The sequence below is a fragment of the Roseospira goensis genome, from assembly GCF_014197795.1.
GTDB lineage: Bacteria > Pseudomonadota > Alphaproteobacteria > Rhodospirillales > Rhodospirillaceae > Rhodospira > Rhodospira goensis.
On sequence record NZ_JACIGI010000005.1, the window covers coordinates 110,036 to 124,931 of the forward strand.

The window sequence follows — 14,896 nt, forward strand, 5'->3', positions numbered from 1 at the left end:
GAGAAAAAGGGCCGGCGGCGGAGGTCCGCGCCCCCGCCGCCGGATGCGCGTTCAGGACAGCACGACGCGCGGGAAGTAGAACGACACCACCCAGTTCGGCTGGTCGACGATCTCGCTGATGCGCAGGTCGCCGCAGACCGAGCACAGCATGTAGGCGTCGAGGGGATCCATGCCCTGGGTCCTGGCCAGCCAGTCCACCATCTGCGACAGGGCGGCGCGCGCGCCCTCCAACAGATCCGGGCCGACGCCGGTGGTCACCTCGTAGCCGGCGGCGTCCAGGTGCCGGGTGACCGGCCCCGGGGTGCTGAAGCGCGGCATCTTGGGCGCCGCGCCCTTTTCCACCTCCAGCGTGACGACCACGTTCATCGGACTTTCGATGGCCGTGCCGCAGACCTCGCCGTCGCCCTGGGCGGCGTGGGTGTCCCCGATGGAGAACAGCGCCCCCGCCACCTCCACCGGCAGCCACAGGGTGGTGCCGGCGGCCAGATCGCGGATGTCCATGTTGCCGCCGACGTTGCGCGGCGGCACCACGGAATGCGGCCCGGGCGCCGCCGGCGCCAGCCCGATGGTGCCCGCGAACGGCTTCAGCGGCACCTTCGCCACCTTGGAGAACAGCGCCGGGGCCAGGCTGTCGGCCTCGTAGGACCACAGGTGCAGGCCCGGCGTCTCGAACTGGTCCGCCAGCAGCCCGAAGCCGGGGATGTTGGCGGTCCAGCCGAAGCCGGAGGGCCGGAAGCTCTCGATCGTCACCTTGAGCGCATCGCCCGGCTCGGCCCCGTCGACGTAGACGGGGCCGGTGACCGGATTGATGCGGCCGAAGTCCAGGTTGGGCACATCCGCGACGGTGCTCGTCCGGGTGAGCTGACCACCCGAGGCGTCCAGGCACTCGAACTCCAGCGTGGTGCCGGGCGAGACGGTCCGCACCGGGGCGAGGGCGCGGTCCCAGCCACAGTGATGATGAACGCCGTGGATGGTGTAGGCGGGCGCGTTATTGCACATCGGTTCGATACACATAGTCGTAGTGGACGGGAACGTGGACGGGATCGACGAACAGGGCGTCGTCGCCGCCCAGGACGGGAGAGCGCAGGGTGTAGCGCTGCTCGTTGAACACCGGCACCCAGGGGGCGTCTTCCATGACGCTCAGGTAGATGTCGCGCCACATCTGGATGCGGGCATCGGCCTGGGCCGGATCGGCCATGGCGTCGGCCTCGGCGGCCTTGGCGTCCAGATCGGCGTTGCAGTACCAGGCCCAGTTCCAGCCGCCCGGCACGGCGCCGCCGCAGCCCAGGATGGGACCATAGAAGTTGGACGGATCCGGGTAGTCCGCGATCCAGGCCATGCCGCCGGACCAGATCATCGGCGCCTGATCCTCCTCGCCGCCGGCGGCGATGACGTTGGACTGGGCCAGCGACTTGATCGAGGCGCGGATGCCGATCTCGGCCAGATCCTGCTGGATGGCCTGGGCGATGCGCGGCTGCGGGTCGGTGTTGGCGACGAACAGCTCGGTCGGGAACCCGTCGGCCAGGCCGGCCTCGGCCAGCAGCGCCCGGGCCGCCTCGGGATCGTAGGGATAGCCCTCGTAGTCCTCCGCGTAGCCCGGCATCAGGGGCGGCAGCGGCTGGTTCGCCGGGGTGGCGCGGCCGTTGATGATGCGGACGATGCGGTCCTTGTTGATGGCCATGTTGACGGCCTTGCGCACCGCCGGATCGTCGAACGGCTCCATGCGGGTGTTCATCGTCACATAGCCGGTGTGGAGCTGGTTGCCCTTGACGATGAAGTCGGCGTACTGCGGGTCCTGGGTGACCTCCAGGAACTTGGCCGGCGGGATGCCGTCACCGGCGATGTCCACCTCGCCGCGCTGCAGGCGCAGGGTGGCCACGATCGGCTCCTGGCCGACCTCGAACACGATGCGGTCGAGGCGCGGGATGCCCTCATGATAGTAGTCCGGGTTGCGTTCGAACACGACCCGCTGGCCCAGGGTCCATTCCGCCAGCTTGAACGCGCCGGTGCCGACGGGATGCTTGCCGAAGTCGGCGCCCCATTCCTCGACCGCTTCCTTGGGCACCACGTGGGCGAAGTTGAGCGCCAGCTTGTGCAGGAACGGCGCGTCCGGGCGGGACAGGGTGAAGCGGACGGTGTAGTCGTCGACCACCTCGACGCCGGACAGGCCGTCGGCCTCGCCCGCGCTGGCGGCCGCGAAGCCCTCGATGCTGTCGTAGAAGCCGGCACCCGGGCTCTGCGTCTCGGGGTTCACCACCCGGTCGAGGGAATACTTGACGTCGGCCGCGGTCATCTCGCGGCCGTTGTGGAACATCACCCCTTCGCGCAGCTTGAAGGTGTAGGTCCGGCCGTCCTCGGAGACGGTGTAGCTCTCCGCCAGGTCGGTCGTCAGGTCGGTGGTGCCGGGGTCGTAGTCCATCAGGCCGTCGAACAGGCTCTTGATCATGGACCAGTTCTGCCAGTCGTAGCCGATGGCCGGGTCGAGCGTGGAGACGTCGTCCTTGTAGGTGACGGTCATGGTGCCGCCCTGCTTGATCTCCTCGGCCAGCGCGGCCGTGGGGGTCAGGCTCAGGGTGCCGGCCCCGACGCCGGTCAGGCCGGCCGCGACCAGGGCGGTGGCGCCCATCAGGTGTGTCCATCCAAACGTCATGGTGACCTCGTCTGTTCCGCTAGGGTTGCTAGTTCGGAGGAAAATTCCCTCCAGGTGGTCCCGTGAGGCGGGACAGGGGTCCCCGCCGGCCGGCCGCTCCCGCGCGGGGAGTCAGCGCAGCTTGATGCGGGGGTCGATGAACGGCGCGATCAGGTCGGCCAGCAGGTTGCCCAGCACGATGGCCACCGCCGAGACCAGGGTCACACCCATGATGATGGGGATGTCGACGCGCTGGATCGCTTGCCAGGCCAATTGGCCGATGCCGGGCCAGCCGAACACGGACTCGACGACCACGATGCCGCTCATGAACAGGCCGATGTCGATGCCGATCATGGCGATCACCGGCAGGATGGCGTTGGGCAGGGCGTGGCGCACCACGACGCGCGCGCGGTCCAGCCCCTTGGCGCGGGCGGTGCGGATGTAGTCCTGACGCAGCACGTCGAGCATCGACGAGCGCATCATGCGCGAGTACCAGCCGGCGCCCAGGATGCCCAGGGTGATGGCCGGCAGCACCAGGTGGGCCAGCGTGCCGTAGCCGCCGATGGGGAACCAGCCGAGTTGTACCGCGAACACGTACAGCAGCAGGATGCCGACCACGAACTGCGGCGCCGAGACGCCGATGAACGACCCCACCATCAGCGCGTTGTCGATCGCCGTGCCGCGCTTCAGGGCGGCGAGGATTCCGGTGGTCAGCCCCAGCAGCAGTTCGAAGAAGAGGGCGCCGGCCATCAGTTGCAGGGTCGCCGGCAGGCGCGCCGCGATCAGCGCCGCCACCTCGGTCTTCTGCAGGTAGGAGCGGCCCAGGTCGCCCTGGATCATGTTCATGAAGTAGCGGCCGTACTGGACGTAGAACGGCTGGTCCAGGCCCAGTTGCGCGCGGATGTTGGCGACGGTCTCGGCGGTGGCGCTGCGCCCGGCGATCTGCCGTGCCGGGTCGGCCGGCACCAGGTAGAGCAGCACGAACGTCACGAAGCTGACGCCGATCAGGATCAGGACGGCCTGGAGCAGCCGCCGGGCGATGTAGGCGGCCATGTCAGTGGCGTCCCTTCTGCGTCGGGTCGAGAATGTCGCGCAGGGCGTCGCCGACCAGGTTGAAGGACAGCGCCAGCAGGATGATGGCGATGCCGGGGAAGAACACCAGCCAGGGCGCGCTGGTGAAATAGGTCTGGTTCTCGAAGATGATGTTGCCCCAGCTCGGCGTCGGCGGCTGCACGCCGACCCCCAGGTAGGACAGCGTGGCCTCCAGCAGCACCGTGGTGGCGATGCCCAGGGTCCCCCACACCACCATGATGGAGACCAGGTGCGGGATCATGTGCCGGACCAGGATGCGCCCCCGGCCGGCGCCGATGCCCCATTCGGCCTCGATGAAGTCGCGTTCCGACAGCGAGCGGGTCTCGGTGTAGATCACCCGCGCCACCTGGACCCAATTCACCATGGCGATGACCAGGGCGACGATCCACAGCGACGGCGTGAACAGCGCGGCCAGCACGATCGCCAGCAGCAGCGCCGGGAAGGCCATCATCAGGTCGGTGGCGCGCATCAGGATGGTGCCGATCCAGCCGCCGAAGAAGCCGGCGGTCACCCCCACCAGGGTGCCGATGAACACGGCCGCGCCGTTGGCGACCACGCCGATGACCAGCGAGGTCCGCGCCCCTTCGATCAGGCGCGACAGCAGGTCGCGGCCGAGCAGGTCGGTGCCCAGCCAGAACTGGGCGCTGGGCGGCAGCGGCGCGCCTTCCAGGGTGAGACCGTCGAACATCTGCTGGTCGGGCGGATAGGGCGTGATCCACGGGGACAGCAGGGCCGCGCCGACCACCACCGTGATGACGACCAGACCGAACAGCGCCAGCTTGCGCCGCACCAGCTCGCCCAGAACGCTCATCGGCCTCCCTCCGCTTGGCTGCCATGGGCGGGCTCCCACGCGCCGCCGTCCCCCACCAGCAGCGCCGCACAATAGTCCTCGATGCTGCGCCGCTGCTGCATGGCGGCGGCGCGCAGCGCCCGGTAGGCGGCGTCCTGGTCCAGTCCCTCCTCGGCCATCAGCCGCATCAGCGCGCGCGCCACCTGGGGCCGGCGGCGCAGGCGGTCGCGCAGGTCTGCGGCCTCGTCGGCCAGCGCGCGCCGTTGGGCGAAGGCGTGGCTGGCCAGCACCAGGGCGCTGAACACGCCGCCGGTCCCGACCGGCTTCGGCAGGTGGGCGCAGATCCCCTGCGCCAGCATCCATTCCAGGCGGCCCGGCGCCTCCGACGCGGCCAGGGCGATCAGCGGCACCGGCGGATCGCCGGCGGGCCACGGGAACTGGCCGTCGCAGCACATGTCGCCGTCGAAGAACACCACATCGGCCGCCGCCACCTGGTCGGCGCCCAGGTCCGGCCACACCGTCGTGACCTCCAGGCCGATGCGGGCGAGCTGGCGGGTCAGCGGCTCGACCTGCGGCGAGCGCCGGTGCAGCACCACGGCGCGGGCGCCGTGGAAGTTCGGCAGCGGGACGCGCCGGCCGCTCATGGGGTCACCACGCGCAGGGGCGGCCGCGCCGCCTCGCCGAACGGGCGCAGCGCCGGTGGCAACCCGCCGGGCTGGGTGAGCCGGGCGGCGTTCAGGGTCGTCAGGTAGGGGTCGGGCTCCACCGGGGCGGCGGCGCGGGCGAGCACCTCGAAGCGGCCGCCGTCGGCGATGCGGCCGAGGTGGGGCACCTGCGGGGTATGCTGGGTGCGGGCGTCCACGGCCAGCGGCCCCAGGGCGGTGTCCACGCTGTGGCTGCACACCCAGTCGCGCACCGCCGCCGGGGCGGCGTCGCCGCCATCGCGGATGGCGTGGGCCAGCAGCCGCACCGCCGCGTGGGCATTCACCAGGTTGGCCGAACAGCGCCGATCCGGCCCGAAGCGCGCCCGCGCCCGAGGGCCGAAGGCCTGTGCCGCCGGGCTGGCGCCGTCGTCGAACCAGATGGCGGTGGACAGGTGGCCCAGGCCGGCCGGCCCGACCAGGCCCAGCTCGCATTCCGTGAGGTTGCAGCTCACGATCGGGCGCCGGTCCGGGCGGAACGCCGGGTCCGCCGCCGCCAGCGCCGCGTAGGCGCGGAAGAAGGCGTAGCTGGACGGCCCGATCAGGTTGTTGAGCACGAAGTCGGGGCGCTTGTCGCGGATTTCGGCGATCAGGCGGTCAACGTCCTCGGAGCCCATCGGCAGGTAGCGTTCCGCCACCACCTCGCCGCCGCTGGCCATGATCAGCTCGCGGGCGATGCGGTTGGTTTCCCAGCCCCAGATGTAGTTCGAGCCGGTCAGGTAGCCGCGCAGCCCGTAGCGCGGCAGCACATGCGCGAACAGCGGCACGATGTGCTGGTTGGGGCTGGCACCGAGATAGATGATGCTCTCGCTGCACTCGAACCCCTCATAGGGGCACATGTACCACAACAGGGCGTCATGCTTCTCGATGATCGGCAGCACCTCCTTGCGGCTCAGCGAGGTGATGGTGCCGATGACGTGGCGGCAGCCCGAGTCGCGCAGCATGGCCGCGCAGTCGCGGTGATAGGTCTCGGTCACGCCGCCGGGGTCGGCGGCCACCGGAGCCAGGGTGAAGGGAAAGGCGGGGTCGGCGTTGATCTCGTCCACGGCCATCAGGGCGCCGTCAAGGGCGTCGCGCGCGATGGCGGCGTAGGTGCCGGTGGTCGAGTACAGCAGGCCGACCGGGTATGTCCGCGTGTCCCCTGTCACCGTGGCCCGTCTCCTGGTCCGGCGCGGCCCCCCGCTCGGGTCGGGCGCGCGCCCTGGGTTGATGGTCCGCCCGGTCGGGCACCGGTGCCCGCGACCGACAGACGCGCAAACAAAAAACGCCCCGAGCCCGCAGTATCGAACCGCGGGCCGCGAGGCGCATGATGCCGGTCCGGCCAACAGTGCCGGTATTTTGATCGTCGAACCTTCAGCGCCCACAATGTGGGCAGGCCGTCATCCTGCGAAGTGGCGGGCGGGCTGTCAATGGGATTGTTGACACTGTGTCGCCGTCCATCAGGGACGACCCGTCTTCGGGCCGGCCGCGCGGTCCCGGAGGACGCCGGCCGAGACCGCGGCATGCGGCCTGGGGGGCGACGGGAGGAGGGGGCGCACGGCCTTGAGTCCAGCGGTCACCGTGCGCCGTCAGAACGCCCGCGCCAGCGTTTCCAGCGCGCGCGTGTCGAGGCCGTAGACGTCGCGCCGGAACTGCGCCGTGCCGTCGGCATCCACCCAGGCGGTCAGGTAGATCATCGCCAGCGGCACCGACTGCGGCGGCCGCACGGTCCGGGTGCCGCCGGCGGCAATGCGGGCCTTCAACGTCTCCGGCGTCCAGGTCTCGGGTGCGTCGAGCAGGAAGGTCGCCAGATCGAGCGGGTCGCGCACCCGCACGCAGCCCGAACTGAAGGTGCGGGTCGAACGCGCGAACAGCCCCCGGCTCGGCGTGCTGTGCAGATAGACGCCGTGGCGGTTGGGGAACATGAACTTGATCTCGCCCAACGCGTTGCCGGGGCCGGGCGCCTGGCGCAGCCGCAGGGTGCGGATGTTCACGTCGTCCGCGGTCCAGTCGATGGTGGCCGGGTCCAGCTCGGCGGCGTCGCGGCTCCAGCCGTCGAAGACCCGGAAATTGTTGCGGGCCAGATACGCGGGGTCCCGGCGCAGCTTGGGCAGGATGTCCTTGCGCGCGATGCTGGTCGGCACCGTCCAGGTGGGATTCAGCACCAGCCGGTCGATGGCGCTGTGCAGCTCCGGCGTGGGGCGGTCACGCATGCCGACGATCACGTCGGTGCGGAAGGTGGTGACGCCGTCCTCGCGGCCCTCCAGGACCGCGCCGGCGATGTTGACCTCGATCGAGCGCCCGCCCGGGTCCGGCGGCAGCGCGCGCAGCCGGCGCAGGTTGAGCGCCATCTGGCGCACCCGGGTCTCCGCCGGGACGGCGAGGGCGGCGCGGGTGCGCGGCCCGACCCGGCCGTCCACGGCCAGCCCGTGGCGGGCCTGGAAGTGCTTGACCGCCGCGACCAGGGCCGGGTCCAGCACCGGCGCGTCCGGGGTCCCGGCATCGGACGGCCCGGCACCGTCCGGCGTGGCCGTGGCCATGGCCGTCGCCGTGGCCGTGGCCGTCACCGTGCCGATGGCCAGGTCGCCGGTCGCCGCCAGGCGGGCGCGCAGGGTGATTACCTCGGCATGCGGCTCGCCCGGCTCCAGCGTGGGACTATCCGCCGCCACCGTCGGCCAGCCGCCGGCCGCCGCCAGGGCGGCGTAGCGCAACAGTCCGTGCCGCAGCCGGGCCTGGCGGTCGTCCTCTCCGAGCAGGCGGAACAGGCGGCCGGGCCGGTCGGCCGCGGGGTCATCGGCGGCAATGGCTTCCAGGGCGCCCAGGACGCCGTTGGCGACCTTGGGCGCCCAGGCCGGCCGCTGCGCGAGCGCGGCGTGGGCGTAGTCCGCCAGCGCCGCCGTCAGCGCCGCATCGTGGCGGGCGAGGGCGGCCGGCGCCAGGCGCCCGTCCGTCGGGGGCGCGGCCGGCGCGGCGATGTCGGCGAGGCCGTCCGCCCACGCCGTGGCCAGCACGGCGTGCACCTGACGGCCGCGCGGCGTCCAGCCGGTGGTGTCGGTCCAGGCCGGGCGGAAGTCCCTGCGGTCGTAGAAGGCCCGGGCGAAGGCGGTCTGCGGCGCCAGAACGGCGGCGTTGCTCTCGACCAGCCGCGCCAGTGCGGCGGCGGGCGCCTCGCTGGGGGTGTCGGCCGTCGTGCCGGCGGCGGTTTCGGCGGCGGTTTCGGCGGTGGTGCCGGCGGCGGTGTTGGTGCCGACCTCGAACGCGGCCGCCAGCCGTGGCGTGGTGACCAGGGCGCTCAGGCCGCCGGGCGTGCCGGCGTTCGGTCCGCCGTCCGGCGCGGTGACGCACCCGGCCAGCAGGCCGGCCGCGATCAGGCCGGCGAACCCCCTTCGCAGGCCACGGCCCCACGGCGCCGCCACCGCCCATGCCCCCGTGCCCGCGCGCCCGCGGGGCTCCGTGCCCGCCCCCGACCCGTCGTTGCCCATGCTGCCCTCGACCATGTTGCCGCGAAAGCACGCCGTCGGACCCGGGACGTTCCGCCGCCGTCCCGGCCGGCCCGCGGCTGGTCGACTCAAGATAAGGGCAGCCCGGGTCCTTAGCGAGCCGGCACAAGGGCGGCGCACGCCGGCGGAACGGACTGCGGCGGTCGTGCAACAGGGGCGGCCGCCGGGACCGCCTGTCGCGCCTGTTCGGCCAGGCGGGCGGCGATCCGTTCATACCACCAGGCGAACCCGGCCGGCTCGCAGCCCGCGCCGGGCGGGGGCGGGTCCTGCGGGACGCACGCCGGACTGTCGGTCGGGCAGTGCAGCCGAAGATGCACGTGCGAATCGTGGCCGTACCAGGGCCGCACTTTGCGCAGCCAGCGGGCGTTGCCGGCCCGGTCCGGCGGGAAGGCGTCGCACAGCGTGGCCTTGATCGCCGGATTGACGAACAGGCGCGCGACCCGGGGGTCCCGGGCGGCGGCGCGGATCAGCGCGCCGTGGGTGGGCGACCAGCGGTCGCGGTCGGCGGCGGTCGCCCCCGCGCGCACCATCGAGACGGGGGTGGGATCGCGCCGCTCGGCCGGGCTCAGGCGCTGACCCGGCGGCAGCAGACGCAGCCAGATATCGGCGTCCAGCCCGGCCTCGTGGCTGGCGTGGCCGTAGCTCATGGGGCCGCCGCGCGGCTGCGACAGGTCGCCCACCAGCAGGGTGCCCCAGCCCTCGGCGTCGGCCCGGGCGCCCAGGTCCCGGATCACCGCGATCAGGCTCGGATGGCCGAAATAGCGCAGCCGCTGCGGCCGCAGCACGGTATAGCCGGGGCCGTCCAGCGGCAGCGCCACGGCACCGGCGATGCAGCCTTCGGTGTAGCCGCCGATGACCCGCGCCGCACCGGGCGCCGGTGTGGTCTGGCGCGACCAGGCGGTCTCTGCGGCCGGGGCCGGGTCCGCCATGGCGACCCCGACCAGCAGCATCAGGCCCGCGATGGCGAGCCCCCTCGGGACCGCGTGCCGCATCATATGGCTCTCCCCCTTCGGTGTGGCCGGCCTCACTCCAGCCAGACCGCGGCGCTGGCGGCGCGGCCGGTGCTGTCCACCACCGTGACCCGGGCGGCACCGCGCCCGTCCGGCTGCCACTGGGCGCCGCGGTGCCACGGGGCCGTCTCCAGCGGCCGGCCGTTGACCAGCCAGGCGTAGGGCCGCTGTCCCCCCGCCGCCTCCAGCACCAGGCCCCGCGCGGCCTGATCCCAGTCGAGGGTCGCGCCGTCGGGCGGGAAACGCAAGCGCAACGGATCGACCCCCGCCCCGTCCGCCGATCCCGCGGTGCGGCCGCCCCCGTCCGGCGGGGCCAGGCGGCGCAGCGGCGGCGGCAGGTCCGCCGTGCGCAGCGCCCCCAGCAGGCCGGCCGGCGCGGGACCGGGCACCGGGTGGCGCGGCGGGGGCAGCAGATCGAACAGCGCCCGCATCAGCGGCGCGGCGGTATCGCGCCCCAGGTGGCCGGGCACCGGGGTGCCGTCGGCGCGGCCCACCCACACACCGATCACGTGGTCGCCGTCCAGGCCCACCGCCCAGGCGTCGCGGAACCCGTACGAGGTGCCGGTCTTGAACGCGACCGTGCGCCCGCCGCGGGTGGCGTCGTCGGGGGCGAAGCCGGCGGCCGGCGGGGCCTGGGCCAGGATCGCCCGCACCTGCCAGGCCGCCCCCGGGGACAGCACGCGGGCGGTCGCGGCCGGCGGCGGCGTGTCGGCGCGCGCCCAGACGGTCCGCCGGGTGCCGTCGGTGGCGAGCGCGGCGTACAACCCGGTCAGTTCCTCCAGCGTGACCCCCAGCCCGCCCAGCGCCAGCGGCAGGCCGGGCCGCCCCAGCCCGCCCCGCCGGCGCGGCGTGACCCCGGCCGTGGTCAAGCGGGCGGCGAAGCGCAGCGGCCCGACCCGGTCCAGCACCGCCACCGCCGGCACGTTGAGCGAGCGGCGCAGCGCCTCCGCCGCCGTCACCCGGCCGTGGTGGGCGAAGCCGAAGTTGGCCGGGGTGTAGCCCTGGCCGAAGGCCATCGGACGGTCGTCGATCTCGGTCAGGGGGTGCAGCAGGCCGTCCTCGAAGGCCATGCCGTAGATCAGCGGCTTCAGCGCCGAGCCGGGCGAGCGCGGCGCCCGGGTCATGTCGACGGCGCCGCGCCGGGCGGTGTCCAGCAGGCCGGGCGAACCCACCCAGGCCCGCGCCGCGCCGGTGTCCGCCTCCACCACCAGGGCGGCCACGGACACCCGGTCGCCCAGGGCCATGGCGTGGGCGCGCACCAGGGCCTCGACCCGCCCTTGCAGCGGCGCGTCCAGGGTGGTCCGGATCACCGCGGAGTCGCCGGGCGCCCGGTCATCGGCCAGCCGCCGGGCCAGATGCGCGGCCAGGAAGGGCATCGGCTGGCGCACCGCCGGCAGCGGCTCGGCCTCGGCCTCGCGCGCCTGCGCCGCCGTTAGCACCCCGGCGCCGACCATGCGGCGCAGCACCTTGGCCCGCGCCGCCCGCGCCGCCTCCGGGTGGCGGTCCGGGCGCAGCGCGGCGGGGGTCTGCGGCAGCGCCACCAGCAACGCCGCCTGCCCCGGGGTGAGCCGGCGCGGCGCCTTGCCCCACCACGCCAGGCTGGCGGCGCGCACGCCCTCCAGGTTGCCGCCGAACGGCGCCAGGGTGAGGTAGGCCGACAGCACGCCGTCGCGTCCCAGATGGGCGGTCAGTTGCAGGGCGCGCGCCATCTCGATCAGCTTCGACGGCAGCGTGCGCGGCCGCGGCTCCAGCAGGCGGGCGGCCTGCATGGACAGGGTGGACGCGCCGGAGACCACCGCGCCATGCCACAGCATCTGCCCCGTCGCCCGCACCACCGCCAGCGGATCCACGCCGGGATGCCAGCGGAAGCGGCTGTCCTCGAACGCCATCAGCATGGCGAGGTAGAGCGGATCGACGTCGGCCGGGGTGGTGGGCAGGCGCCAGGTTTCGTCCGGGCTGAGGAACCCGCGCAGCACCCGGCCGTCGCGGTCGGTGACCGTGACCGTCGGCGCCAGCCGGTGCAGGTCGGGGGGATACAAGGCATTCAGCGCCAGGGCGACAACGGTCACGAGGACGACGGCGAGCACGCTCCCCGTCGCCATGGGCTTTGCGACCCGGCGCGCGCGCGCTACAAGAGGGGCAGCCCCCCCGTTCACGAGAGGACCCTCATGGAGCGCTTCACCACCCTGACCGGCGTCGCCGCGCCGCTGCCGATCGTCAACGTCGATACCGACATGATCATCCCGAAGCAGTTCCTGAAGACCATCAAGCGCACGGGTCTTGGCAAAAGTGTGTTCTACGAGATGCGGTATGATGACTCGGGTGCCGAGAACCCCGACTTCGTGCTGAACCAGCCGGCCTGGCGTGGCGCGTCCATCCTTGTCGCGGGCGACAACTTCGGCTGCGGCTCGTCGCGCGAGCATGCGCCGTGGGCGCTGCTGGACTTCGGCATCCGCTGCATCATCGCCCCCAGCTTCGCCGACATCTTCTACAACAACTGCTTCAAGAACGGCATCCTGCCCATCCGGCTGCCGCAGGCGGACGTCGACCGGCTGATGGACGACGCCAAGCGCGGCGCCAACGCCACCGTCACGGTGGATCTGGAGGCGCAGGAGATCCGCGGGCCGGACGGCGGCGTCATCCGCTTCGACATCGACCCGTTCCGCAAGCACTGCCTGCTCAACGGCCTCGACGACATCGGCCTGACGCTGGAGAAGGCGGATGCGATTACGGCGTTCGAGCAGCAGCGCGCGCAGCAGTTCCCCTGGCTGGCGGCGTAGCCCCGGCGCTCAGAGTCAGATCAGGCCCAGGTCACGCAACTCGCGCCGCATTGCCTCGGGCATGGCGGCGACATCGTCGTCCGCCGCCGCGCCGGCGGACGGCCGGTCGGGTGGCGCCTTGTCGGGCGCCAGGTAGCGCCAGCCCTGGAACGGCCGCCACGGCCAGGCCTCGGTGTCGATGATCTCCGGGTCGAAATGGATGCGGCAGGCCGAGCGGCCGGTCTCCGGATCGGTCACCGGCTCCAGCCTGCGGATCGGCCGGCGGCAGCGGATCGCGCCCTTCATCACCCAGTACAGCGAGCCGCCGGGCACGATCTCGTCGGCGCGCCGCGGGATCATGCGAGTGGTGTGGACCAGCGCGCCCTCGACCGCGAGCCGCCGGCCGTGCTGAAACGCGCGGAGCTGGTCGGGGCTCTCGATGCCGACACACAGCTTGATGAGATGCAGGGTCATGGGGCGGGGGATGGCACGCCCGGCGGCCTGACGCAAGGGCCGCCGCCGGGGTGCGGGGTCACACCGGCACGCTGTCGATCAGGCGGGTCTGACCCAGGACGGCGGCGCCCAGCACCCGGGCGGGGCCGTCGGGCGTGCCGGTGATCGGGGCGAGGCCGTCGGCCGCGCGGACCTCGACATAGTCGACGCGGGCGAAGCCGGCGGCGTGCAGCGCCGCCACCGCCTCGGTGCAGGCCGCGGCCGCCGGTGTGCCCTCGGCCAGCGCCGCGGCCACCCCGCACAACTCGGCGTGCAGGCGCGGCGCCACCGCGCGTTCGTCCGGCGCCAGGTAGCGGTTGCGCGACGACAGCGCCAGCCCGTCGGCCTCACGCACCGTCGGGCCGCCGACGATCTCCACCGGGACGTCGAGGTCGCGCACCAGCCGCCGGATGACCTGGAGCTGCTGATAGTCCTTCTCGCCGAACACGGCGATATCGGGCAGCGCCTGCAGCAGCAGCTTGCTGACCACCGTCGCCACGCCCTGGAAGTGGCCGGGGCGGGTCGCGCCGCACAACCCCTCGGAGACGCCGCCGACGGTGACGGTGGTCGCCATGCCGGCGGGGTACATCTCCTCGACCGGCGGGGCATAGACCGCGTGGCCACCGGCGCTGGCGACGGCCGCGCAATCGGCCGCGAACGGGCGCGGGTAGCGGGCGAAGTCCTCGGTGGGGCCGAACTGGGTCGGGTTGACGAAGATCGACACCACCACCCGGTCGCAGCGCGCGGCCGCCAGCCGCACCAGCGACAGGTGGCCGTCGTGCAGCGCGCCCATGGTGGGCACGAGGGCCACCGACCGGCCCGCGCGGCGCCAGCCGGCGACCTGGTCGCGCAGGCTGGCGACGGTCGCCAGCACCGGGCGCGACACGGCTGCGGGCGCGGCGTCAGTCATCGCCGGCATCGCGGCTCGGGGCGGTCGCCGGCCCCTTGAAACAGTGTTCCGGCCCGGGGAAGCGGCGCGCGGTCACCTCGGCGGCGTAGGCGGCGGCGGCCTCCGAGACCTGGGCGCCCAGCTCGGCGTAGCGCTTGACGAAGCGCGGTGTGAAGGCACCGAACAGGCCGAGCAGGTCGTCACTCACCAGCACCTGGCCGTCGCAGGCGGGCGAGGCACCGATGCCGATCACGGGGCAGGGCACGGCCGCCGTGACCGTGCGCGCCAGCGGCTCCACCGTGCCCTCCAGCACCAGGGCGAAGGCCCCGGCGGCGGCGACGGCGCGGGCGTCCTCGACGATGGCTTCGGCCTCGGCGGGATCGCGGCCGTGGGCGCGGAAGCCGCCCGCGGCGTTGACCGATTGCGGCTTCAGGCCGACGTGGCCCAGCACCGGGATGCCGCGCCCCACCAGAAAGGCCACGGTCTCGGCCATCTCGCGCCCGCCCTCCAGCTTGACGCCGGCACAGCCGGTCTCGGCCATCACCCGGGCGGCGGTGCGGAACGCCTGCTGGGGGCTCTCCTGGTAGCTGCCGAACGGCAGGTCGACGATGACGCAGGCCCGCTGCGAGCCGCGCATCACCGCCTGGCCGTGGGCGATCATCATGTCGACGGTGACGCCGAGGGTGGTCGGCAGCCCGTAGACAACCATCCCCAGGGAGTCCCCCACCAACAGCAGGTCCACGTGGGGATCCAGGAGTCCGGCCATGGGGGCGGTGTAGGCGGTCAGGCAGACCACCGGGTCACCGCCCTTGCGGGCAGCGATAGTGCGCACGGTGGCGCGACGGACGTCGGACGGGGTGCTCAAACGCGCTCTCCTTACCCGGGGGCACGAACCGGCGCCCTGTCTAGCGTGTTGCGCTGCACGGGGAAAGGGGGTCGGGCGCCCGACCCCGGACGTGGGGTGCGCGCGGCTGGCGCGGCGCCGCGGGCCCTTGCGCGCCCCTCTTGCGCCGATGGGCTGGCGCGCGCTATCGCTCTGGCGCAAGGCCCGGACA

13 protein-coding genes are annotated in these 14,896 nt (G+C 73.3%); 1 reads left to right on the forward strand and 12 read right to left on the reverse strand.

Going from position 1 to position 14,896, the window contains the following annotated elements; translation table 11 throughout:
• Positions 1–51 precede the first annotated feature (51 nt).
• The 9 genes from GGD88_RS04490 to pbpC form a co-directional block, all read right to left on the reverse strand.
• Positions 52–999, reverse strand: coding sequence for an acetamidase/formamidase family protein (locus GGD88_RS04490; RefSeq protein WP_184432154.1), 948 nt, complete (start codon positions 997–999; stop codon positions 52–54).
• Positions 989–2,650 carry an ABC transporter substrate-binding protein gene (locus tag GGD88_RS04495; RefSeq protein ID WP_246423560.1) on the reverse strand — a complete coding sequence of 554 codons (1,662 nt, stop codon included), beginning with the start codon at positions 2,648–2,650 and terminating at the stop codon, positions 989–991. The genes GGD88_RS04490 and GGD88_RS04495 overlap by 11 nt, the downstream gene beginning before the upstream one ends.
• A 111-nt stretch (positions 2,651–2,761) precedes the next feature.
• The gene (locus GGD88_RS04500) at positions 2,762–3,682 is read right to left on the reverse strand and encodes an ABC transporter permease (protein ID WP_184432156.1); all 921 of its coding nucleotides are present in this window, start codon (positions 3,680–3,682) and stop codon (positions 2,762–2,764) included.
• 1 nt (position 3,683) lies between these two features.
• Positions 3,684–4,532, reverse strand: a complete 849-nt coding sequence (locus GGD88_RS04505; RefSeq protein ID WP_184432158.1) for an ABC transporter permease — start codon at positions 4,530–4,532, stop codon at positions 3,684–3,686.
• A complete protein-coding gene (locus GGD88_RS04510; RefSeq protein WP_184432160.1) occupies positions 4,529–5,155 on the reverse strand; it encodes an ANTAR domain-containing response regulator in 627 nt (208 codons plus the stop codon). Before GGD88_RS04510 ends, GGD88_RS04505 begins: the two co-directional genes overlap by 4 nt.
• Positions 5,152–6,360 (reverse strand): transporter substrate-binding protein, encoded by a 1,209-nt coding sequence (locus GGD88_RS04515; RefSeq protein ID WP_184432162.1) that lies wholly within the window; start codon positions 6,358–6,360, stop codon positions 5,152–5,154. The genes GGD88_RS04510 and GGD88_RS04515 overlap by 4 nt, the downstream gene beginning before the upstream one ends.
• Positions 6,361–6,780: 420 nt before the next feature.
• On the reverse strand, positions 6,781–8,673 hold the full coding sequence (locus GGD88_RS04520) for a L,D-transpeptidase family protein (RefSeq protein WP_184432164.1): 1,893 nt from the start codon (positions 8,671–8,673) through the stop codon (positions 6,781–6,783).
• 110 nt (positions 8,674–8,783) lie between these two features.
• Positions 8,784–9,686 (reverse strand): penicillin-insensitive murein endopeptidase, encoded by a 903-nt coding sequence (gene mepA / locus GGD88_RS04525; RefSeq protein ID WP_246423562.1) that lies wholly within the window; start codon positions 9,684–9,686, stop codon positions 8,784–8,786.
• Between the two features lie 29 nt (positions 9,687–9,715).
• Positions 9,716–11,803 carry a penicillin-binding protein 1C gene (gene pbpC / locus GGD88_RS04530; protein WP_184432166.1) on the reverse strand — a complete coding sequence of 696 codons (2,088 nt, stop codon included), beginning with the start codon at positions 11,801–11,803 and terminating at the stop codon, positions 9,716–9,718.
• Between the two features lie 66 nt (positions 11,804–11,869).
• Here pbpC and leuD point away from each other — a divergent pair, with 66 nt between their 5' ends.
• The gene (gene leuD / locus GGD88_RS04535; protein ID WP_184432168.1) at positions 11,870–12,481 is read left to right on the forward strand and encodes a 3-isopropylmalate dehydratase small subunit; all 612 of its coding nucleotides are present in this window, start codon (positions 11,870–11,872) and stop codon (positions 12,479–12,481) included.
• Between the two features lie 15 nt (positions 12,482–12,496).
• Here the strand turns inward: leuD and GGD88_RS04540 are convergent, their stop codons facing one another.
• From GGD88_RS04540 to panB, 3 genes are read right to left on the reverse strand one after another with little or no spacing between them, the layout of a single operon-like run.
• Positions 12,497–12,934 (reverse strand): DUF1489 family protein, encoded by a 438-nt coding sequence (locus GGD88_RS04540; RefSeq protein WP_184432171.1) that lies wholly within the window; start codon positions 12,932–12,934, stop codon positions 12,497–12,499.
• Positions 12,935–12,992: 58 nt separating this feature from the next.
• Positions 12,993–13,862 carry a pantoate--beta-alanine ligase gene (panC, locus tag GGD88_RS04545; protein ID WP_221237002.1) on the reverse strand — a complete coding sequence of 290 codons (870 nt, stop codon included), beginning with the start codon at positions 13,860–13,862 and terminating at the stop codon, positions 12,993–12,995.
• Positions 13,855–14,706 carry a 3-methyl-2-oxobutanoate hydroxymethyltransferase gene (gene panB / locus GGD88_RS04550; protein WP_246423563.1) on the reverse strand — a complete coding sequence of 284 codons (852 nt, stop codon included), beginning with the start codon at positions 14,704–14,706 and terminating at the stop codon, positions 13,855–13,857. The genes panC and panB overlap by 8 nt, the downstream gene beginning before the upstream one ends.
• Positions 14,707–14,896 lie beyond the last annotated feature (190 nt).